The following is a 20,600-nucleotide window of genomic DNA, read 5'->3' on the forward strand; positions in this document are numbered from 1 at the left end:
ATTGTGTTAGCCAAATTAAAGCAATGTAAGATAAAGCATCAATATCCCGCGTTCATTTTTAATATACTGCTACAGGTTGTAAGGATATTTTAAACACTGTTAAAATACTAATATTTTTAGTATTACTTTTGCTGACATACTGTGATTATGTTACATATCAGGAAACAAATTACTAAAAGAGACGTGCTGGGATTTCGCCTGCCGATGCTGACTCATGAAGAGCCCACGCTTGATATTACTGACATTACCGTTATCGACCCCGATAATACTTATTACATGCGTATGGGCAGCGAAGCCATGACGGGCTATCAGATAGGCTCCGACCATATCTTGGTGGTCGACCGCTCGTTAAAGCCGGTGCCGGGCAGCATAGTGGTTTTTTTTCATGAAGGAGGATTTTATACCAGGGCGTATCTGCCTGAAAAAAACCGGCTGGTGCTAAAAGGGAACACAGCTGCCGATACGTTTATTATTAGCGATATTGACCAATGGGAATGCTGGGGAGTGGTGTTGTTAACCTTAAACCCCTTATTACAGCCACAACAACGTACAGGGAGGTATATACGTGTTTGCGCATGTTGATATAAATAATTGTTATGTAAGTTGCGAAACACTGTTTCAGCCCCAGTTAAAAGGGAAGGTTATTGTTGTATTATCAAACAACGATGGTTGTGTTATAGCGCGCAGCAACGAGGCTAAGGCCATAGGGCTAAAAATGGGCGATGCCGAATTTATTGTGCGTAAAACACTGAAAGATCACGACGCTGTTGTTTTTAGCAGCAATTACCCGCTTTATGCCGATATGAGCGCACGCCTGATGAATAACCTTGCACGGTATACGTACATGTTGATGGTTTACAGTATAGACGAAGCTTTTATGGCCTTTGATAATGTACGCGGCCTTGACTTGGAACGACACGCACAAACCATTAGCGAGAACGTGATGCGCGATACGGGTTTATCTATTACCATTGGCGTTGGCCCTACCCTTTCGCTGGCTAAGCTTGCCAATAAAGCCGCCAAAAAGCAGGGAAAAAACTTTCTTGTTTTAAAGGATGAAGACCACGTTGGCAAAATTGTAAAAGATTTCCCGATAGAGGATGTGTGGGGTATTGGCAGGGCCTATTATGATAAATTAAAGGAGTTTGGTATAAACACCGCCGAAGACTTCAGAAAATTAAAACCCGATTTTGTGCGTAAGCAAATGACCGTGCAAGGATGGCGCTTGCACCAGGAATTATGGGGCAAACCATGTAATGTGATACGCGACGTGGCCGACAGGTCTAAAGGTATCGAATCGAGCCAAAGCTTTAACACTTACCAAACAACACTCGAAAAAATAGAGGAAGCGGTGGCCATGCACGCGGCCACCATAGCACTAAAACTACGGCAGCAAAAAAGCATGGCGCTTACCTTAACCGTTTACCTGCGCACCAACAAGCATAACGTTAAGCACGATCAGCATTACCCCAGCATTACCGTAAAGGTACCTTTCGCTACCAACAGCACACACGAGCTTACCAAGATTTGTGTACAGGCTATGCGCGCCATCTGGCAGCCAAATTACAACTATCTTAAAACAGGCATAAGGGCCACAGGCATTATTCCCGCAGGCGAGGTGCAATACAACATGTTCACCGGGTACGATAATAGCAAAAAGCAGAAACTAAGCGGCATTATAGATGATATCAACGGCCGGTACGGCCGGGGCAGTTTACGCATAGCGGCCGAAGGTTACGACAAAACGTGGAAAATGAAGCAGGAATTTCTGAGCAAGCAATATACCACCAGGTGGAAGGACATTATTGTAACCCATTAAGTTGTAAGCAATATTTTTAATTACTAAAATAATTAGTAATTTTGTGCGTTTTAAATTATATGTGCGGAAGAGTTTTAGTAAGCGAGAATAAAGATATTTTAATTACCGGCCGCGATGGGCGCCAGTTTACACCTAAGGCTAACAGCACAGGCAATCCGGGCGCTATGCTGCCTGTTGTAACTGATGCTATGCCCGATAAGGTACAGCAGTTCAGGTGGGGATTGCTTACTTTGGATGATGATAAGATCCACAGTAAAAACAAGCATGCGCGTATAGAAACGCTGCATTCTGTTGGCCTGTGGCGGCAGCTACTGGGTAAAAACACTGCGTTATACGTATACAGGCCTTTTTTGAGTATAACAAATCTCACGAAAAACTATACAGGATAGAACGCGCGGATGGAAAACCTTTTTACATAGCCGGGCTTTGGGATATATGGATAGATATACAAACCAACGTGCTTATTCCCACGTTTGCTATGATCACCATGCCGCCCAACCGCTCTATGGCAGCGATACACGACCGTATGCCGGCCATCCTGGAGCGAACTGATATAAAAACCTGGCTTAATAACAATTACAGCGGCGTTGAGCGGAGCGCTTTTTTGCAAAACAGGCCCTGCCTTTCGGAAACGCTTAAGATCACGGTTGAAAAAGACCATAGCCAGGGCAGTTAAGTTTAAGGGCCCCTGCCCTGCGTACCTGTCCCGGTTAAAGATATTTGTTAACTTGCCTTAAATTTGCTTAGTTTAACATGAAGCTACACACCATTGATACCGGTTTTTTTAAGCTGGATGGCGGGGCGATGTTTGGGGTTGTACCAAAATCGTTATGGAACAAAACCAACCCCGCCGATGAGAATAACCTTTGCACATGGGCCATGCGCTGCCTGCTGATAGAGGATGGCAACCGCCTGATACTGGTTGATACAGGCATCGGCAATAAACAGGACGAGAAATTTTTTAGCCATTATTACCTGCACGGCGACGCCACGATAGATAGCTCGTTAGCCGCAAAAGGCTTTCATCGCGATGATATCACCGATGTATTTTTAACCCACCTGCATTTCGACCATGTGGGCGGCGCTGTTGTACATAAGGGCGAAAAGTTATCACCTGCTTTTAAAAACGCTACCTACTGGAGCAACCCACAGCATTGGGACTGGGCGGTAAATCCAAACGACCGCGAAAAGGCTTCCTTTTTAAAAGAGAACATCTTACCCATCCAACAAAGCGGCCAACTGCAATTTATTGATCCGGTAGATGGTATTGCTTTTACAGACGAGATCAGCATACGTTTTGCCTACGGGCACACAGACGCCATGATGCTGCCGCTTATTAACTATAAGGGTAAATACATTTTATATATGGCCGACCTGCTGCCTTCTGTCGGGCATTTGCCCCTGCCCTATATCATGGCTTACGACATGTTCCCGCTGAAGACACTTGCAGAACGGAAAGCCTACTGGTACGAAGCTGTTGAAAAAGACTATATCCTATACCTGGAACACGACCCGCTGAATGAGTGCTGCACACTGCAACAAACCGAAAAAGGTATCAGGGTAAAAAACGTGTTTAAACTCGATGAAATTTAGCGATTTAACGTTTAGGTAATTTTATTAGTTTGTTATTTGGTAATATTTCATAACAAAAATTATTCCAAATACCATTACTTAAAACTTCTTTCATTTTATAGTAAAATACTGGCATTATTAGCTATAAAATATTATTTTTAGAAACAAATTTGTAACTTTGCACGTTCAATTCTAAATTCAAGAATCGAGGTTAATTAAATAAATGAGACAACTCAAAATAACTCAATCAATTACCAACCGTGAGTCACAGTCCCTCGACAAATATCTACACGAAATTGGTAAAGTTGACCTAATAACTGCCGAAGAAGAAGTAATCTTAGCTCAGAAAATTAGAGAAGGCGACCAGGCTGCATTAGAACGCCTGACAAAAACAAACCTTCGTTTTGTGGTATCTGTAGCCAAGCAATATCAAAACCAGGGTCTTACCCTCGGCGACCTTATTAACGAAGGTAACTTAGGCCTTATTAAGGCTGCGAAGCGTTTCGACGAAACAAAAGGTTTCAAATTTATATCATACGCCGTTTGGTGGATCCGCCAATCTATACTACAAGCTATTGCCGAGCAAAGCCGTATTGTACGTTTGCCTTTGAACCAGGTAGGTTCGTTAAGCAAGATAAGCAAGGCGTTTTCAAAATTGGAGCAGGAGTACGAACGCGAGCCATCGCCGGAGGAACTTGCCGACATGCTGGAAACTACCGTTGATAAAATATCTGATACGCTAAGCAACAGCGGCCGCCACGTATCTATGGATGCGCCGTTTGTACAGGGCGAAGAAAACACTTTATTAGATGTACTGGAAAACCAGGAACCGAATACCGATTCGATCCTGATCAACGAATCGCTTTCGGAAGAGATCAAACGTTCATTGTCAACCTTAACCGAGCGCGAGCGCGAAATCATTGTGCTGTTCTTTGGTTTGGGCAGCAACCATCCCCTATCGCTGGAGGAAATTGGCGAAAAGTTCAATTTAACCCGCGAACGCGTACGACAGATAAAAGATAAAGCCTTACAACGGTTGCGCCATACATCGCGCAGCAAGATCCTGAAATCGTATTTAGGATAACAACCATTGCAGGTCAACAAAAATCCCGGTAGCTTATAGTTAGTCACCGGGATTTTTTTATTGGTACCGGGTTACGGATATGATGTTAAATATACTACCGTGATAACGTATGAGTTATTTTCAGCCAAAGCCGCCACACATTAAATAGCCTGCATAAAGCTTACTTTTCAATATCCGGCCAAACCAGCCAATGTTCATTCAATTGATGCGCACCATTCTTCCTATAAAAAGCAAGCGCTGCATTGTTATCGGGCGCACAATTTACACAAATGCGCGCAGCCCTGTTTTGCTGAAACCATAACATAAGTTGGGCTAATAGCGCCGAGGCTACGCCGGCAGACCGGAATTCAGGCTGTACATCTAACCATTGCAATTCGCCCTGGTAATCGTAACGGCGGGTTAGGTGACCCGCAATCCAGCCGATTAAACGACCCTTATACTCCGACGCGAAAATAACCCGCCTGGGCAGTGCTTGTTGCGGATGATAAGTTGCATTAAGGTAACCGCCAATCCGCTGCGACCAAAAATACTGGTCGTCAGCAGTATTACCACGAAAGGCAGACAAGGCACACAAATCATTTACGTCAGCTGTACGTATCAAGATATCTGCCAGATCTATTTTCATAACGATAAATTTAACGGAACTGCCGGTCTTTAAATTGACAAGATTTGCGTTTCGCGATTTTTCCTGAAAGCTAAAATAGGTATGATTTAAGCATTTTCTAAAACTTTGAAAGAACAATTGCGCATCACTGTGCTTTTATTTGCTGTTAACGCTGATCGAAAATAATAAATCGGCCGCCCGGCACAATCCCGCCATTTAATTTAAACAGGTTATATTTATATTGCTTAATAAAATGAAACCTATCGACCGATAACTTTTAAAGTGAAAAAAACGATTATATATATTGCATTAGGGTTCCTGATACCAGGCTGTCATCCATTTGACAATTCAATTTATCTGTTAAACAGGTCAAATTTAAAAATTACGGAATACCATGAGGTTAAAGCACTGGCCGATACAGCCTTTAGTTGTGCTGATTGTACTCTTACGGATAGCATTAATCCGTATTTTATTCCGCCAATGCACAAGGGATCCATTTTTATTGACAAAATACCGAGTCTAAAAAGGTATTTGAAAAGCAACCCCGATAAACGATTGATGGTTTATATATTTAATGCTGATACCTGCCTGAAGTACCGTAAAGATCCTGAAGTATTGAAAAACAAAGTTTTAAAATTAATGGTGCTGTCAGATAAGGATCTTTTAGAAGATTCGACTATAATAGCATTTGATAGGCTGATAAAATAGCCTCATTGATGGAAGTTCCAATTCGACTTAAGCACATTATACTATCGCTTAATAAACCACTCAATGCCAATCTTCCCCGCAAAACCTGCACTGCTTTGCCTGAGGTGTCCTGGCCAGTTTGCCGCACCTGGGGCACAGGTTAAGGAAAACCTCATCCGGCTTTTCTTTCAATATCCGTTCGGCGCAATTCAGCATAAACTGGTCAGCGCCCTGGTTAAGCAAGGCCAGTACTTCGGGATCGGTACTTAACCAGCCTTTTTTATAATAAGCGTTAACCAGGTTTTGGTTCTCCACACCTGCTAACTTACACTCCGACCGGATATGCCGTAGCGCGAGCCGCTCGGTAGCTGTCATCAGGTTACTAAAATATTCAATAACGTATCGCGCGCGCTGTTTACCCGTGCTGTCCATTTCGTAAATATCTTAAAATCCCGCGATAATTCTTCGCACTTTCCAGCGGCAGGTCGCCGCTGACCAGGCTCCAAAGCTTTTTCCGGTATTTAAAATGCTGGTGGCTTGATCGCCCACGTCAACTTGAACGTTTCATCTCTGTGTTGTACGTTGATGGTTCTTTCCTGATGCCGCGCCGCTCCGGCTGTATAGTAACGTCAAATTTTTGCTGTTCCAGATCGTTGATGATTTACTGTAAACTGTCGATCAAAGCTTTCATCTCTTTGATCTCCTTTTCCTGCGTCGCAATAATGCCGTCAGCCAGCTTGCGCACCCGCGGGTCGGTGATATGTGCATTCTCGCTGGTCATGATCGCGATGGAATGATGGGGAATCATGCCTTTCATATATTGCACATCACTGATACCCACCTGCCGGTGCACCCCGGCAAAAGCCAGCCCGAACACTACAATGCCAACAATTACCAATGCCCGGTTTTTCCTTTTATCCGGATACATCATGGGCATCATTACCAGCATGAGTACCGCCATGGCGGCGATCATCATCAGTGTCATATAAAATCGGGTCATATTGATATAGATATGATCCGGCTCGTTCACATTCAAAAACATGATTGCATACATCAGCACGAAAGAAGCGGCCAGCATAAGCGCAAACTTTCCGTAATTTCCGTTTTTCATCAGCGTGGTGTTTTAAAAAGAACCGTTTTAAAGGCGTTTTGTTTATAATGGCTATGCCGTTCGAACCACCCAGGTAACGTCAGTGTCCGCGTACATACCTGATTAACAAAGATTTGGATAAAATAAAAAAGGACAAGCCAAAAATAAATTTGACTTGTCCTGTAACGTCGGGATGGCAGGATGCATCCGTACAGCTCTAAATTGTTGATTATCAAATGTTTTAATCATGCCTCATAGTCGAGGGTATGATTTAGGGCATTTTCTGAAACTTCTAAGGAACTATTGCGCACATACTGGCTTTTTATTTGCTTTCAATGCTTATTAAAAATACTGATAAAAAAGTTTTTGAGGAATTCATTTTCAATTATTATATAGGATAAGTCCAATCATTATAAGTCTTGTTTAATTGTTTTAACTGGATTACCCCGCTCCAAGGCATTGTGTTCCTGCCATTGACTTTGCTGTTGCGGCATCAGTTGGTCTTTTTGCCAAACCATTATTTTGGCTTCCAGTCGGGCCAAACAAAGCTTTTTGTTTTCCAGTTGTGAGCGCGTATCCATTGCCATTATTTGTAAGCCCGATGGTAAATGCGTCCCTCGAACTGCTGTTTCCACCTTATTTACATTTTGGCCACCAGGGCCGGATGAGCGACAGGTTTCCAGCTTTACATCTTTAGGGTTCCATTGCATCAGTTCCTTCACATCAAAAGCTGCTACGCCAACAAACCAGTTCTTTCGCTTGTGATATTTACGATATGGGCTTTGAGCTATCCATAGTATAGTGCCAGTCCATTCCTTTACGAACGCATCCAGGTTTTGGCCAGTTGCCATCATGGTTGCAGATAGTAATGTATCGTTTAATTCGCCGGCCTTATTTTCCAGCACTTCAATATGAATACTTTGTTGTTTAGCCTGCTTCATCATCAGGCTTTGCACGCAGGCTACAACCCGACAGCATTCTGCCGGGCCCTTGCCTGAAGTGATCTGTATCATCATCTTTTTCATCATTACTCCTTATTCATTCTAACAATACGCGGATAAAACTTGCCCTGAATATCGACCAGATCGTGTTGCGCAGCTATTACAGTCTCAATGTCTTTGTAAGCCAATGGATTCTCTTCAACCGTGCCGCCAATCAGGGTTACACCAGCATTACTCAGCATTTTTTTCATAGCCGATACAGTCATACTATCCTTTGCCTTTTGCCTGCTCATAGCCCGGCCCGCGCCGTGTGATGCAGAGTATAAAGCATCGCTGGTTCCTTTGCCCGATACCAGGTAAGCGGGTGTGGTCATGCTGCCGGGGACAATGCCCAATTCGCTTTTATGTGCAGGTGTCGCACCTTTACGGTGGATGATCACATTACTACCATCGGTCAATTGATCCTGCCAGGCAAAGTTGTGGTGGTTCTCTACCACGTGCAATGCCTTCAAACTCAAAGCCTTTAACAGGTTCGCATGAATCCGCTCGTGACAAGCTTTGGCATAATCGCCGGCTAAGGTCATGGTTAACCAGTATTCCTGCCCGGCTTCGCTGTTCATATCCAGCCAGGCCAGCTGCTGCGCGTGGCGCGGGAGTTTGCAGGTATTCATGGCGATCTGCGTATAATGCCTTGCTATTACCGAGCCCAAACCACGGCTGCCCGAGTGCGTTAACAAAGCCGTGTACTTTTTAGCCGCTAAGCCTAAGGTATTATCAGCCAAAAGCTCGATCTCGCCAAATTCTACAAAGTGGTTGCCGTTGCCCGATGTGCCTAATTGCCTTACCGCTTTACTGCGCAGCGGTTTTAAAAACGGAATCTCATTAATACCGGGCTATCCAGCACTTCATGTTCCTGCCTGATATCCAAACCGCCTTCCATACCAAAATGGGTGTGGTTTTTTAAGGCTTGTTTAATTCGATATTCAAACCGTTTCAGGAAGCCGTCGCTTTCGTCAATAATTGAAAGCGCCATGCGGCAGCCTATATCCATACCTACGGCATACGGGATCACCGCGTTATCCGTAGCCAGCACACCACCAATAGGAAAACCAAAACCCATGTGCGCATCAGGCATTAATGCACCTTGTACGCTTACAGGCAGCTGGTTAGCCAGCTCCATTTGCTTTTTGGCCGACTGCTCAATACCCTTGCCGCCATAGGTTTTACAATACACCAGCTGATCGCGCAGTTCAAACGTTTTAAACAATGGAGCATCCGTTTTGCCGATTACCTTTTCAGCTATTTTACTTGTTAACTCATCATCCAAAAATGCTTCCGGATCATTTTTAATATTCACCAGCAAATTCAGCAATTGTTGCTTACTGTGGTGCTTGAAATTTTTAGAGGCTATCCCGATCACCAGGCTTCGCAGCTGATCATTATGGTAACCTATTTTACTTAAATCTTTTGTTTTTAAATTGCCCATGTGGCTTATGTTTCTAATTCCAGGTAAGCTTCTTTACCAGCATACCTGGGTATGTTTTTAAATTTGTTAATGTATTTGGCCCGCTCGTTAAACTTGTCTTTCCAGCGATAACTCCGGCCACGGGTTAACAGGTTAATGCGCGGCCACAAGTGGTTGTTATCAATATGATCATCTATGTACGATAGCTCCCTTTCAATATCCACATCCATCAATTTAGTATGTGTAACCATATGCGGCGCTACCTTCAGCACATATCTCCACGGTTCAGCAAAAACGTATTTAACATCGGTTCGGTAGGTCTTTACGTCAAATGTTTCGACACGGGTAAAGCAAACCTTTTCCTCTTCGGTTAAAATTATCGTATTTGCATCCCAGCTATGCTGCGATAACTCACGCAGCATCTGCGCTTTTACATGGTAAACGTAACGCTGTTTACGTCGCTTTTTTCGTTTGAAAGATCTGTCAAGATGATATTCAACCGTATTGATCTTTGGCAACAACGCCTCATAAAAGTCCTTCCTTGGGCTATGCTTTACATCGTTACGCAACACGAAAAAGCGTTTCCAGCCACGTTGGTACGGATGTTCAAGCGGAACCATTGGCAAAAGCTTTTTTTGCTCCCATAATTCATCACGCCGTTTGTCCAGCTGGATTAGTTGCTTATCACGATCTGTTTTTACGAGCCGCCTTTTACACCGTGCCGATTTGATATAGCGCGGCCATTCATGTGTGTTCATCACACTTGGTATTTAATTTTGCTTTGAATTTAATTTTTGATCTAAGTTCGTCCTTGAGTAAGGATATACCCTTTCAAAAGCGCTAAACAAAAACCCAATAGATTAATTCGGTAGGCAAAAACGATCAGCATGGCCACTAAAGTGACTTAATTTAATTTCAATAAAAACATGGTGTTTGCCTGCCTAATGGGCAATGAGCGAAAGGGGCGATATGTAGCGTAGCTCTGTCATGATTCCTTGATATTTAAAAGGTTAACAAATCAGGAATTGGATGCAAAGATAGAATTTTAATTGAGTATCAAAAAATGTAGTCTTGGTATTCTTTAAACGAGCACAAATATTAATAGTCATACACATGCTCAATAGTAACTTTATTGTCCAATAGTGTTTTGACAGTTGTACTTAGGTTTCCCACCGTAGTGACTAAAGCAATTCTACTTAAGCCCGGCTTGGTAAAGACTGGCTGAGTAAATAATACTTTATAATTGCCCGTTATATTTAAAGACTTGCCGGTTAGAACAGTAAGCATAATGGCACCTTTATTCCCGGCAATCTCAGTAAAACTAATACCATTTTTAGCCAGCTTACTAACCGCAGTATTAAATTCAGCATAGCGGGGTAAGTTGGCCAGTACCATACCGTTTCGCAATACTTTTACATTGTGCGTAACGCCGGTGTTATCAAAGCCCAGAGGTAGCTTATCCATCACTACTGTTGTTTGCAATGAGGCTGTCTCATAAGCCGATTTGGTGGCAAGGCCTATCAGCCAGCCATAGCCGCTTTTAACCAATAGTTCTGTAGTTAGATAATAGCGTCTTTCCAGTTTACGCAATAAATGCGGGCCGCGGAATGAGGGATTGCTCCACAACATTTTGAGCTGATGGTTAAAATCATATTGGTACCATGGCAACGCCTCGATAAATTTCATATAACTGTGTTCATAAGCGGTGTTAAACTTGTCCTCAGCGGTCATTTCATCATCGGGGCTGGTATCGGTTATCCGGCCAATAATAGTTTCGTAAAACGACTTGATACCATACTCAACAGTTGTGCTGCCGGCTATCACCCATATCATAACATGATATCCGGTATTGAATGGAAAATTGCCTTTGATCTGATCATACATCACACCGTATCCGCCCCACATCTGATCAACATGCTTTAGGTATGGAAAGGTGGTTGAAGTATGGTTTTTAAAGTAATCTGCCTGTTCCGCCGGACTAAATACCAGGAACCATTCGGGATAGGTCAGGAAAGTTTGATCGGGAGGACGTATGGCTGACTGAGGTGTTAAAGGATGCTGATCAGTAGCGAGCCAGGCTTTATCAACCAACAAACCCTTCCCGGCAGGCACAGTAGATAGTTTCCTGTTTTTAACAGCAAACGTTACGATAGCCAGCAGTAGAGCAATTAATGTTAGTATCCTTAGCCTTTTCATGGTTTATATTTTAGTAAACAACATTTTAGTAAACAACATTAAAGTATTGTCGGATGGATCTTTATCCTGCAGTATGCGTTTACCGGCGTCTTTAAAACCGGCATCTTCAATAAGTGCCGCCCATTCATCTGCCGGTTTAAAGTTCTTAAAATCGTTAGCTTCAAACTCCCAGGTTTCGTTCAGGCCTACATTAAATACGGTATGCACCAGGGATACAAAAGTGGCCATTTCTGGCGTTTTTACATCATGATCGCGAATAACAAACGAGCCGCCGGGCCGCAGGATACGGTTAATTGATTGTACAAATTCATCCAGCTTTGTTACAGGGCAATGGTGCAAGCCTATATAGCAGGTAACCACATCGAGGCTGGCATCGGAGATAATTGAACTGTTTATAGTGTCATAACCATTAATATTGACAAAAGTGCCTAACTTACCTAACTGCCCCCGTTCCATAATGTCTCCCGGCGAATTAGTTGGCGCCAGATCATTAATCAGATATATCGGACCGGTAACTTTGGTTTCTTTTCTTAGCTGACTAATATACCGGCCGGTAGAACCGATCTCGGCATAACCGTCGATCTGTTTTAAACCGCCTAATAATTCCAGCGTTTGCCTAACGATCTCTTTTTTCTGTTTTTTCAGCGCAGGCAATGCATAAGTCAGTTCAGATAAAAATGGCTTAATGTTTTTCAATTTGCTTTGTACCGATTTATAAATCTCCTCATCGGTTCTGCCGGCGGCGGTTTCTTCTTTTATTAGTTGATGAAATTTATCCTCGGGATATAAATGAAATATCACCTGCAAAAAGCGGTAAAAATCATCGCTCCATTTAGTATCGTTAAATACTGCTTTAAATTCGGATGTATTAGCCATTGCTTTGTGGTTTTAATGGTTGATAATAAGTATCCCAAAAAATGTTCCTGAATTTGTAGTCAGGGTCGAGCTTGGTTTTCAAGTTGAATAACTTTTGCGCGTTGGGATAAGCTTTATGAAACTGCGAAAGGGTTGGATGTACCTGGTAAGGTAAGTAATAAGCGCCGTTTACAGCAATTACGGCATCGGCCAGTTCACGGGTCCATACCGCAACGGCGTTTTTAGATGCCGGATCTGTGCGTTGTTTATAATAAACTACAAAAGCAAATACCTCTTCACGTGCCCAAGCCAGGTAAGTGCCCGGGTCGGCCGTCGCATGGCGGATAGAAACATTCAGCACGTTTACATTAAAGCGGATAAATATTTCGGCCATAGCGTGTTCAAATTCCTCAAAGCGCTGAACAGGAACAAAATATTCCAACAACACATAAGTGCTATTGATCCGCGACTTCGGTTCCAGCTCGGCAACATCGTAGCCAGCTTCATAATTTCGCCAGTGGATCTTTTTGCCCCGAAACAATAAAGGATCAATGATAAACTCCCGGTACGGCTTACCCAGCGGCCTTTCTGTAAATGCCCAAAGGAAATACCGCTCAAGGGGATAAGATTCTTTTAGCGGCATCAGCCGGGTTTTAACAGTCGGTTTTTCGGTGGTTTCTATCCAGCTCACCGCTCGCAAACGTTTATATTTTGGCGGGTAGATATCCCCGTTATGAAAAACTACCTGGGGGTTATCGCGGATGGTTTTGAAGAAGTAATCTTTATATTCTTCCACCTTCATTTTTTTATCAATTCGTTTAATAGCCAGATTATCGGCCAGTTCTAACTCAGCCTGAACAATAATGCCAATGCCATTATAACTACCTATAGAGCCAAAGAATATTTCATGGTTCTCTGTTTTAGTAGCATGCACTAATGATCCATCGGCTAATACTACATCAATTGAACGCACTGATAAAACAACCGGTCCCATACCCATATACCGTCCGTGTGCATTAACACTTAATGCTCCACCTACTGTGAAGTTGGCATAGGTTTGCATGACTTTGATGCTCAGGTCATGTTCATCAATGTACTGCTGTATATCGCACCAACGGATACCCGTCTGTACTTTGATAAGCTTACCTGTTGCGGAAAACTCCAGCACCTTATTCATCCCACGCATGTCAATATGCAAACTATGCGGACTGGCGGTTTGTCCGCCCATGCTGAAACGACCGCCGCCTACGGAAATCGCTCCAGTGGTGTTTTTAACTATTTCGCAGATTTCTTCGACAGAAGTCGGACGCACAATTTTAGCAACCAGCACCGGATTCAATCGGGTTACATCATCAATAATGCGCTCATCTGTTTTAAGGTGGGGAATCTCTTTGCCTTCATCGTTTTTCAAATAATCGGGCGCCGAACCGGGTACCGAGCCGTACTGGTTTGCCGTATAATTTCCTTTCTTAAATCCTAACCGCCAAAACAACCATAGCGGCCCAAGCACGGGTATTAAAACAGTAAACAGCCAATAACCTGAATAGCCCTGATCATGCAGGCGTTTCATGGAAGTAGCTATAATAATCCAGAATAATAAAGGGTAAAGTATAAACGTAGCACCTTCGCCTATGCCGAACAATAACAGGTTATATAGTACATAAAAGGTACACCAGTAAAACAGGGAAGCCAACCAAAAAGCTCCTTTTGATAAGCGGCCGTTAAAAGTAAATAACAAATAGGTTACAGGTAGCTTTTGTTTGAGACGCATAAATAGTTAGTTCTCCTTTTCTAGTAAGTCTCCCTTGTTCTCGATAATTTTTATCTTTTTCTTATAGCGTCTTTTGGGCTTTGGTTCATCAATAAAAAAATACATGATGTAACCGATAATAAATCCCGTTAAAAGCCCGCCCATATGAGCGGCATTGTCAATACCTCCACTAAATCCGATTATTAAATTAATCCCTATAAAAATTGCGTTATTTATTAATAACCCTCTTTTGGAATTTGCGTCGGCTTTGTTAGTTGTTAATAAAGCGGTTAATACACCATACAATCCGAAGATCGCACCTGACGCACCAACGCTCAAGGTTGCAGGATGCCACCATATACTGGCAATGCTTGCTAACAAACCACATAAAAAATAGGCGATTATAAATTTAGCCCTCCCTAAAATAGGTTCGAGGAAAATTGAGACGAAAAGTAAACCATACATATTAAATATCAAGTGCATTAATCCTCCATGCAAAAAGATATTAGTTAGTAAGCGCCACCATTGTCCGCTAATCACTGCTGGCCGGTAATTAGCTCCCCAGGCATATAAGTCTTGTCCATCAAATGAAATAAAACCTAATCCTGCAAAAACCATAATGATAAAAACCAAAATGTTTACTGCAATAATGATTACTGAGACTGATGATTTACTGGTGATTTTTATTGCTGAAATAAATTTATAGAAAGTCTTCCATTGATTCTGAAAACTGTACTCGGGAAGCTTTTTTAATTGCACATTGTCAAACTTAGGGAAGATCAACATGATCAACCAAATTGCAGCGCCAATGCCAAACGATTTAAATATCCATACAAATTTATCCCCGTTTCTTGCTTCGAACGGTTCATTTTTGGCTTCCAGAATTAACGGTTCTGCACTGTTATATTGAGGAATTGACTTGATCGCTGCATAATAACCTTTACGGTGATCATTATTGCCAATATGGTCTAAGTAAACAAACCGATCAAGATTTTCTTCTTTTAATTTATTATAGGCTTCTATCCCTAATTCTTTAAACGCCTGCTCCTTTTCAGTATCGCTACTGTGATTACTTATACTTTTTGTGTATTCGGTTCCCAGCCAGGCCACTGGCATGTTAAAGTTGTTGTTATTGCTGGTATCTATTTGAGACGCTTTATTTAAAATAGGACAAGCGACGTACAGATGAAAAGTCAAATATTCGTTATTCCTGCCACTTACCTCCGTTCTACGATGTACAGTCGCGTGTTGTTTATCGATATAATGATTTGCAACTGTATAATATTTCGTGATTGGCTTTTGACTGATTTCGGTAATGTTATTAACGGTTGTCAGTTTACCAGTTGCTGTTAGTAAATACCCTTGCAATACAATGGTTGGCGCTGATATTGCCAAGCAAGCCGCAAAAAAATAGAGAAATGGTAAATTACCCTTTTTATCTTTTAATACTAATAATTTAATCCTCGGTCTCAGCCAGATATAAACTGGTATTACAGGAAGGCAAAATGGTAGCCAAAAGTTAATTAAATCCTCGTTTAAGGCTAATAAAGAAAATTGATATACAACGATCCATATCAAAAATGAATACAATAAGATAAAGCCAATAGCCACCAGCAAAAATCGCAGATAGATTAACTTTATCTTGCTTAAAAAATTGCTCATTATAATAATTGTGATAATGATCTAAATATATTAATTAATTTCTGGCTGTTCTGTTTCCGACACTTTATACCTCTCCAACGTTTCATACAATTGTTTCTTGATCTGCTTGACCAATACCCTTGGGCCGAGTACCCGAAGCTTCGACCCAAAACCCAATAACTCACGTTCCAACTCAAAATTCATAATTACGCGGATGCTGAAGATCTTACCTTTCTCATCCTCACGCAATAGCTTTTGGGTATGGTGCAGAGGTTTAGTGATAACGTATGGTGCGTTCTTAGCGTCAATCCAAAACACTACTTCTACATCGCGCTGACCGGGCGTTTTAGTTACCCCTATCACGTCGCTGTAATAGCTCGAAAAATCAATGGTGGTATTCTCAATATAATCATCGTCATGAGCAATGATAGTTTGTATCCTATCCAATGCCAGATTAAGTAACGGTTTATAGCGCTGATGGGATACACCTAATACAAACCAACGATTTCGGTATTCTTTCAACAGGTACCCGCTAAAGCAAAAAGTACTGGCCTCGCGCGCTTTAAACGATTGGTAGGTAACGCACATGGTTTTTTTGGCCACGATGTGTTTACGGATCACCTCTATCCACTCTAAGCCTTTCAGGTTATTGTTCTTCTCAAAGTCAATTACGGGTGCACTGTGTGTTTTTTGCGTATAGATCTTGTCCTCCAGTTTACTCACCATCTCGTTCAGGTCGGTAAAATGGTTAAAGCCCTTAAATTGCTTTAACAGGCCCGATACTTCGCTCAGCACCTGCATATCTTGTTGGTTAAGCGGACTATTGGTAATGCTGTAATTTTTATCGCTGTACGTATAATACTTTTTATCAACGACAACAATAGGTGCTTCATAACCCAGTTTATTGCTGCGCATCATTTCTATATCCGCCTGAACGGTGCGACGGCTTACACCGGTATCAATGCCTTGATATTCATAAATAGCATTGCTGCAGGCATCTATCAAATCATCCAGCGTCCATTTCTTAAAACGGTTTTGCAGGCACTGGTCGATGGTGCGGTAGCGGATAAGGGCATTGCGGTTTACAGGCATGTTAGTATCTTCTTTTCATCAGATATTTCTCTTCTGTACCGTTACTGGTACCTCCAATTATCCGAACGGGCGTTATATGCGCCAGTTCCCACCCTAACGAGCCCAAATAGTTTAAGGCACCTATAAGCGATGAACATTCCGTTACCCTTTGCGTGGCAGCTATCAGTTCGGAATCGTATTTAGACAACATATCATCATCACCAAGATTAACGGTTACTTCTTTTTTGCTACTTAAAAGCTTGTTTTCTACTGTCAAAAGACAAAAATGCTCCATGTTCGTAAATATTTTGATGAATTTATAAAATATTTTTTACTACGCAAATACGCTGCGCACTTGATGTTTCTCTTTGTACTGTCGAAAGGCTGGACGCGTTCACGAACGCCCCCTCTCCCGATTCGGGGAGAGGGGTTTTGGCCCGGAGACTTTTAAATTGTTAAATTACACGCTTACAGTTATGAGAAAGCAAAATACAGGCGCACTTCAGCAGATGGAAGGGCAAAAAGAAAAGGTTGGCAACAACGAGTTAAAGGCATTAGGTATTAACGATATAGAGATATTGGTAAACTTTAGCCGCGTGGCTAATGGTTTGCTAAAGCACGGCGTTATGGACAAAGCCAATATCCTTGCTAATCTTGAAGCTTTAATTGACGACCCCATGCCTTACGCCCTTAAAAAAGGCGGTAAGTTTAAAAACCTTGCCGAAGATGTTATCGCTTTGCGTAGAGAAGGCAAGTTTGTAAAGCAGGAACGGAGTAACTTTAAGCTGAAGGAAGAAATAGCCGAATTCCCGGTATGGGGATTAGAAAATATCGAGGTAGGCGCCTTAACACAAATGCGTACTGCCATACAATTACCCATAGCGGTTGCCGGGGCCTTAATGCCCGACGCGCACCAGGGTTATGGCCTGCCTATTGGCGGCGTGTTGGCTACCACGGCTAATACCATTATTCCGTTTGCTGTTGGGGTTGATATTGCCTGCCGGATGTGTTTAAGCATCTTTGATTTGCCGGCCGAAGCGGTAGATACCGAGAAAGACAAGCTGAAGAATATATTGGTTGATAACACCTATTTCGGGATGGGGTGTACTACCAAGTCATATTTCGACAGTTCGTTGTTCGATAGCAAAACCTGGGGCGAAACTAAGCTGATCCGTTCACTTAAAGATAAAGCTTATGCCCAATTAGGTACCAGCGGCACCGGTAACCACTTTGTGGAATGGGGCGAGTTTGACCTAGCCGAAGGTGCTTTGGCCGACATCCCGGCAGGTAAGTACCTGGCCTTGCTTTCGCACTCCGGCTCGCGTGGGTTTGGCGGCACCATTGCCGACTATTACAGCAAAATAGCCATGACCAAAACCAAGCTTCCTGCTGAAGCCAAACATTTGGCCTGGTTGGATCTGGATAAGGACGAAGGACAAGAATACTGGATAGCCATGAACCTGGCCGGCGAATACGCCAGCGCCAACCATCACGAGATACATAACAAAATAGCCCGTGCTTTGGGGGTAAAACCCATCAGCATGATAGAGAACCACCACAACTTTGCCTGGAAAGAGCATCTGGCCGATGGTACCGAAGTGATGGTACACCGTAAAGGCGCTACCCCGGCCGGCGAAGGTGTGTTAGGCATTATTCCCGGCAGCATGAGTACCCCCGGCTTTTTGGTCCGCGGTAAAGGTGATGCGGCCAGCATTAACTCTGCCAGTCACGGTGCAGGCAGGGCCATGAGCCGCAGTGCTGCGTTTAAAACATTAGACAAAGCAGCCATTGCCGCCAATTTGGTTGACAAGCGAATCACCCTTATGGGCAGCGATGTGGACGAAGCCCCAATGGCCTACAAAGACATCCACACCGTAATGGCCGCGCAGAACGATCTGGTAGAAGTATTGGCTAAGTTTGAGCCGAGGATAGTGAGGATGGCGGATGCGCGGGAGAAGCCGGAGGATTGAGTGAGCTTGTGGTGCGGTGAAAACACCGACCACAGGCTGAATGGTTCGAAGTAGGAAATTGCAACAGCGGGGTATCTCTTTTCATTAAGGTGTGATAGACGTATCAATTCCATTATATATATTTACAACGAAGTAAAACCTATCACTATTATATGCTTATTGACGATATATTATCAAAATTTGTTGGTACTGGCCCAAGAAGTTATTACTCCTTTGAAACCTTTATACTCAATTTATTAAAATTTCATCTTGAATCGCAAAATAAGATCTTGGCTATAAATGGCAATTTTCGTATTCCAGGTGATGCTATAGCCGATCACGGATTTGATGATATCGTTGGAAAGACTATTATTGAAATAAAATTAAACCTCGATAGAACACCTCCTAGAATTTTTATAGATGAATTTTTCACCAAACTAAATAGAACTGAAATCATCCCGGACATTAAGAACTTATTGATAATCAATGGGAGACCTATTTCGGAACGGACACGAGCCAGATTAATGTCTGAATTATCTAGCTTATCTTCTCAAATTAAAATTATAATATGGGGGCCAGAGGAGTTAAATACGATAGTAGCGAAGCATAGAAAAGAAGCAAACAGGATTGCAAACAATCTTTTTTCTTTAAGATTAGAAAACGTTGTCTCCCGTGAAGTAAGGAATTGGGAAGAAGAAAGAGAAGAAAGAATCAACCTTTTAATTGAAGCCTACAAAAAAAGACAGTTTTCCACTTTTTTAGGTGCCGGGGTATCCAGTAGCGCTGGCATGCCCGATTGGAACACATTATTAAATTCTTTATTTGTGTCTTATTTGACCAAAGAATTTAATAGTACTGAAACGATTTCAGACGATGATATTAAACAAATTGTTTACAGACTTAATGATGTAGATGAACCATCTGCACTAATGGCAGCGAGATATCTCAGAAAAGGACTTACAAAGGAAGACACTCAAGAGCAAACATTTATCGATATAATTTCTGACAATTTGTATAAACTCAGGAACACTGAAAAAGATATAAGTTCAAAACTAATCAAGTCCATCTCAAATCTTTGTATGCCTACTCAAACTGGCGCAAGAGTAAAAGCAGTTGTAACCTACAATTTCGATGATTTGTTAGAACGCGAATTAAATTCAAAATCCATTAGACATCATAGCATTTATAAAGAAAATGAGCTATCAGATCCTGATGAACTTCCAATTTATCACGTGCATGGGTTCTTACCTGAAGATAAAACAAAATATACATCTTTAGAAAAAAGTACGTTAGTTTTCTCGGAAGAAGGTTATCATCTTATCTATTCTGATGCTTATCATTGGTCTAATCTGGTGCAACTTTATAACTTAAGAGAAAATAATTGTTTAATGATAGGGCTTTCCATGACTGATCCCAATCTTAGAAGATTATTAGACATCTCCGCGAGAAATATGGAGCAGGCGAGGCATTTCGCTTTTATGCGTAGGCTAACACTTGAAGAATTTTGTTATACAACGGATAAGGTGACATTAGAGAAAAACCAATTAATTAGTAACCTAAAAGCGGCAGAGCAGTTTCTTAAAAGGCATCACAAACTAAACGAGGAAATAATGAAAGAATTAGGTGTTGCAATTATTTGGTTTACTTCTTTTGAAGAAATCCCTGAAATATTAAATCGCGTAAATAATGAGTAATATCCTAGCCCTCCAAAGTTTATAACTTCGAACTATTATGTGCCTGAAAAGGAAAGGAATTTCTATTTCCCTTTCTTATGTACGTGTGGTTTCAATGACGGGGTATTACCCGGTGTTTCCTTATTATCGCGCTGACGCTCGTCCGGTTTTCCAGTGGATTTAGCAATTCTCTTTGGTCCTGG

The 20,600-nt window shown here is 42.2% G+C and carries 20 protein-coding genes and 1 pseudogene; 8 read left to right on the plus strand and 13 right to left on the minus strand.

The genetic code is table 11. The features are described from left to right. The first annotated feature begins 147 nt into the window (after positions 1 to 147). From GWR56_RS17930 to GWR56_RS17955, 5 genes and pseudogenes are all read left to right on the plus strand, one after another. Positions 148 to 582 carry a LexA family transcriptional regulator gene (locus GWR56_RS17930; protein WP_162432575.1) on the plus strand — a complete coding sequence of 145 codons (435 nt, stop codon included), beginning with the start codon at positions 148 to 150 and terminating at the stop codon, positions 580 to 582. Next, the gene (locus tag GWR56_RS17935; protein WP_162432576.1) at positions 566 to 1,819 is read left to right on the plus strand and encodes a Y-family DNA polymerase; all 1,254 of its coding nucleotides are present in this window, start codon (positions 566 to 568) and stop codon (positions 1,817 to 1,819) included. Before GWR56_RS17930 ends, GWR56_RS17935 begins: the two co-directional genes overlap by 17 nt. Before the next feature lie 59 nt (positions 1,820 to 1,878). After that, positions 1,879 to 2,495: pseudogene (locus GWR56_RS20825) on the plus strand (SOS response-associated peptidase). Positions 2,496 to 2,572: 77 nt separating this feature from the next. Then, a complete protein-coding gene (locus GWR56_RS17950; protein WP_162432578.1) occupies positions 2,573 to 3,412 on the plus strand; it encodes an MBL fold metallo-hydrolase in 840 nt (279 codons plus the stop codon). A gap of 202 nt (positions 3,413 to 3,614) precedes the next feature. Beyond that, entirely contained in the window at positions 3,615 to 4,475 is an 861-nt protein-coding gene (locus tag GWR56_RS17955) for an RNA polymerase sigma factor RpoD/SigA (RefSeq protein WP_129875191.1), read from the plus strand. Between the two features lie 160 nt (positions 4,476 to 4,635). On the opposite strand, the gene GWR56_RS17960 is transcribed toward GWR56_RS17955, so the two are convergent. Next, a complete protein-coding gene (locus GWR56_RS17960; RefSeq protein ID WP_162432579.1) occupies positions 4,636 to 5,100 on the minus strand; it encodes an N-acetyltransferase in 465 nt (154 codons plus the stop codon). 261 nt (positions 5,101 to 5,361) lie between these two features. On the opposite strand from GWR56_RS17960, the gene GWR56_RS17965 reads away from it, so the two are divergent. Continuing rightward, positions 5,362 to 5,787 carry a hypothetical protein gene (locus GWR56_RS17965; protein WP_162432580.1) on the plus strand — a complete coding sequence of 142 codons (426 nt, stop codon included), beginning with the start codon at positions 5,362 to 5,364 and terminating at the stop codon, positions 5,785 to 5,787. 60 nt (positions 5,788 to 5,847) lie between these two features. Here the strand turns inward: GWR56_RS17965 and GWR56_RS17970 are convergent, their stop codons facing one another. The 12 genes from GWR56_RS17970 to GWR56_RS18020 form a co-directional block, all read right to left on the minus strand. Then, the gene (locus tag GWR56_RS17970) at positions 5,848 to 6,198 is read right to left on the minus strand and encodes a hypothetical protein (protein WP_162432581.1); all 351 of its coding nucleotides are present in this window, start codon (positions 6,196 to 6,198) and stop codon (positions 5,848 to 5,850) included. A gap of 229 nt (positions 6,199 to 6,427) precedes the next feature. Further along, on the minus strand, positions 6,428 to 6,877 hold the full coding sequence (locus GWR56_RS17975; RefSeq protein WP_162432582.1) for a DUF305 domain-containing protein: 450 nt from the start codon (positions 6,875 to 6,877) through the stop codon (positions 6,428 to 6,430). A 389-nt stretch (positions 6,878 to 7,266) separates the two neighbouring features. After that, positions 7,267 to 7,884, minus strand: a complete 618-nt coding sequence (gene prfH, locus GWR56_RS17980) for a peptide chain release factor H (protein WP_162432583.1) — start codon at positions 7,882 to 7,884, stop codon at positions 7,267 to 7,269. Next, complete coding sequence (locus GWR56_RS20645) at positions 7,884 to 8,684, minus strand: RtcB family protein (RefSeq protein ID WP_370463827.1); 801 nt, start codon at positions 8,682 to 8,684, stop codon at positions 7,884 to 7,886. The genes prfH and GWR56_RS20645 overlap by 1 nt, the downstream gene beginning before the upstream one ends. Then, positions 8,663 to 9,283, minus strand: a complete 621-nt coding sequence (locus tag GWR56_RS20650) for an RtcB family protein (protein ID WP_238395263.1) — start codon at positions 9,281 to 9,283, stop codon at positions 8,663 to 8,665. The genes GWR56_RS20645 and GWR56_RS20650 overlap by 22 nt, the downstream gene beginning before the upstream one ends. Before the next feature lie 5 nt (positions 9,284 to 9,288). Beyond that, positions 9,289 to 10,020: a hypothetical protein gene (locus tag GWR56_RS17990; RefSeq protein ID WP_162432584.1), complete on the minus strand. Its 732-nt coding sequence runs from the start codon at positions 10,018 to 10,020 to the stop codon at positions 9,289 to 9,291. 340 nt (positions 10,021 to 10,360) lie between these two features. After that, the gene (locus tag GWR56_RS17995; protein ID WP_162432585.1) at positions 10,361 to 11,458 is read right to left on the minus strand and encodes a hypothetical protein; all 1,098 of its coding nucleotides are present in this window, start codon (positions 11,456 to 11,458) and stop codon (positions 10,361 to 10,363) included. Positions 11,459 to 11,461: 3 nt separating this feature from the next. After that, on the minus strand, positions 11,462 to 12,334 hold the full coding sequence (locus GWR56_RS18000; protein ID WP_162432586.1) for a class I SAM-dependent methyltransferase: 873 nt from the start codon (positions 12,332 to 12,334) through the stop codon (positions 11,462 to 11,464). Then, complete coding sequence (locus GWR56_RS18005) at positions 12,327 to 14,084, minus strand: FAD-binding protein (protein ID WP_162432587.1); 1,758 nt, start codon at positions 14,082 to 14,084, stop codon at positions 12,327 to 12,329. Before GWR56_RS18005 ends, GWR56_RS18000 begins: the two co-directional genes overlap by 8 nt. 6 nt (positions 14,085 to 14,090) lie before the next feature. Next, positions 14,091 to 15,725 (minus strand): rhomboid family intramembrane serine protease, encoded by a 1,635-nt coding sequence (locus GWR56_RS18010; RefSeq protein ID WP_162432588.1) that lies wholly within the window; start codon positions 15,723 to 15,725, stop codon positions 14,091 to 14,093. A gap of 30 nt (positions 15,726 to 15,755) precedes the next feature. After that, positions 15,756 to 16,796 carry a YafY family protein gene (locus tag GWR56_RS18015; protein ID WP_162432589.1) on the minus strand — a complete coding sequence of 347 codons (1,041 nt, stop codon included), beginning with the start codon at positions 16,794 to 16,796 and terminating at the stop codon, positions 15,756 to 15,758. A gap of 1 nt (position 16,797) precedes the next feature. Further along, positions 16,798 to 17,070, minus strand: coding sequence for a hypothetical protein (locus tag GWR56_RS18020; protein ID WP_162432590.1), 273 nt, complete (start codon positions 17,068 to 17,070; stop codon positions 16,798 to 16,800). 181 nt (positions 17,071 to 17,251) lie between these two features. Between GWR56_RS18020 and GWR56_RS18025 the strand changes: the two genes are divergently transcribed. Together GWR56_RS18025 and GWR56_RS18030 are read left to right on the plus strand one after the other, a co-directional pair. Beyond that, positions 17,252 to 18,745, plus strand: coding sequence for an RtcB family protein (locus GWR56_RS18025; protein ID WP_238395264.1), 1,494 nt, complete (start codon positions 17,252 to 17,254; stop codon positions 18,743 to 18,745). Positions 18,746 to 18,897: 152 nt separating this feature from the next. After that, positions 18,898 to 20,418: an SIR2 family protein gene (locus GWR56_RS18030; protein WP_162432591.1), complete on the plus strand. Its 1,521-nt coding sequence runs from the start codon at positions 18,898 to 18,900 to the stop codon at positions 20,416 to 20,418. Positions 20,419 to 20,600: the final 182 nt, after the last annotated feature.

This window comes from Mucilaginibacter sp. 14171R-50 (genome assembly GCF_010093045.1).
Taxonomy (GTDB): Bacteria; Bacteroidota; Bacteroidia; order Sphingobacteriales; family Sphingobacteriaceae; genus Mucilaginibacter.

Bases quoted from the DNA above. Each gene is read 5' to 3' on its own strand.
- GWR56_RS17955 (WP_129875191.1), top strand. From the start codon at position 3,615: ATGAGACAACTCAAAATAACTCAATCAATTACCAACCGTGAGTCACAG.
- GWR56_RS18015 (WP_162432589.1), bottom strand. From the start codon at position 16,796: ATGCCTGTAAACCGCAATGCCCTTATCCGCTACCGCACCATCGACCAG.
- GWR56_RS18010 (WP_162432588.1), bottom strand. From the start codon at position 15,725: ATGAGCAATTTTTTAAGCAAGATAAAGTTAATCTATCTGCGATTTTTG.
- GWR56_RS18020 (WP_162432590.1), bottom strand. From the start codon at position 17,070: ATGGAGCATTTTTGTCTTTTGACAGTAGAAAACAAGCTTTTAAGTAGC.
- GWR56_RS18025 (WP_238395264.1), top strand. From the start codon at position 17,252: ATGAGAAAGCAAAATACAGGCGCACTTCAGCAGATGGAAGGGCAAAAA.
- GWR56_RS17950 (WP_162432578.1), top strand. From the start codon at position 2,573: ATGAAGCTACACACCATTGATACCGGTTTTTTTAAGCTGGATGGCGGG.
- GWR56_RS18000 (WP_162432586.1), bottom strand. From the start codon at position 12,334: ATGGCTAATACATCCGAATTTAAAGCAGTATTTAACGATACTAAATGG.
- GWR56_RS17975 (WP_162432582.1), bottom strand. From the start codon at position 6,877: ATGAAAAACGGAAATTACGGAAAGTTTGCGCTTATGCTGGCCGCTTCT.
- prfH (WP_162432583.1), bottom strand. From the start codon at position 7,884: ATGATGAAAAAGATGATGATACAGATCACTTCAGGCAAGGGCCCGGCA.
- GWR56_RS17995 (WP_162432585.1), bottom strand. From the start codon at position 11,458: ATGAAAAGGCTAAGGATACTAACATTAATTGCTCTACTGCTGGCTATC.
- GWR56_RS17960 (WP_162432579.1), bottom strand. From the start codon at position 5,100: ATGAAAATAGATCTGGCAGATATCTTGATACGTACAGCTGACGTAAAT.
- GWR56_RS17930 (WP_162432575.1), top strand. From the start codon at position 148: ATGTTACATATCAGGAAACAAATTACTAAAAGAGACGTGCTGGGATTT.
- GWR56_RS18005 (WP_162432587.1), bottom strand. From the start codon at position 14,084: ATGCGTCTCAAACAAAAGCTACCTGTAACCTATTTGTTATTTACTTTT.
- GWR56_RS17990 (WP_162432584.1), bottom strand. From the start codon at position 10,020: ATGAACACACATGAATGGCCGCGCTATATCAAATCGGCACGGTGTAAA.
- GWR56_RS20650 (WP_238395263.1), bottom strand. From the start codon at position 9,283: ATGGGCAATTTAAAAACAAAAGATTTAAGTAAAATAGGTTACCATAAT.
- GWR56_RS17970 (WP_162432581.1), bottom strand. From the start codon at position 6,198: ATGGACAGCACGGGTAAACAGCGCGCGCGATACGTTATTGAATATTTT.
- GWR56_RS18030 (WP_162432591.1), top strand. From the start codon at position 18,898: ATGCTTATTGACGATATATTATCAAAATTTGTTGGTACTGGCCCAAGA.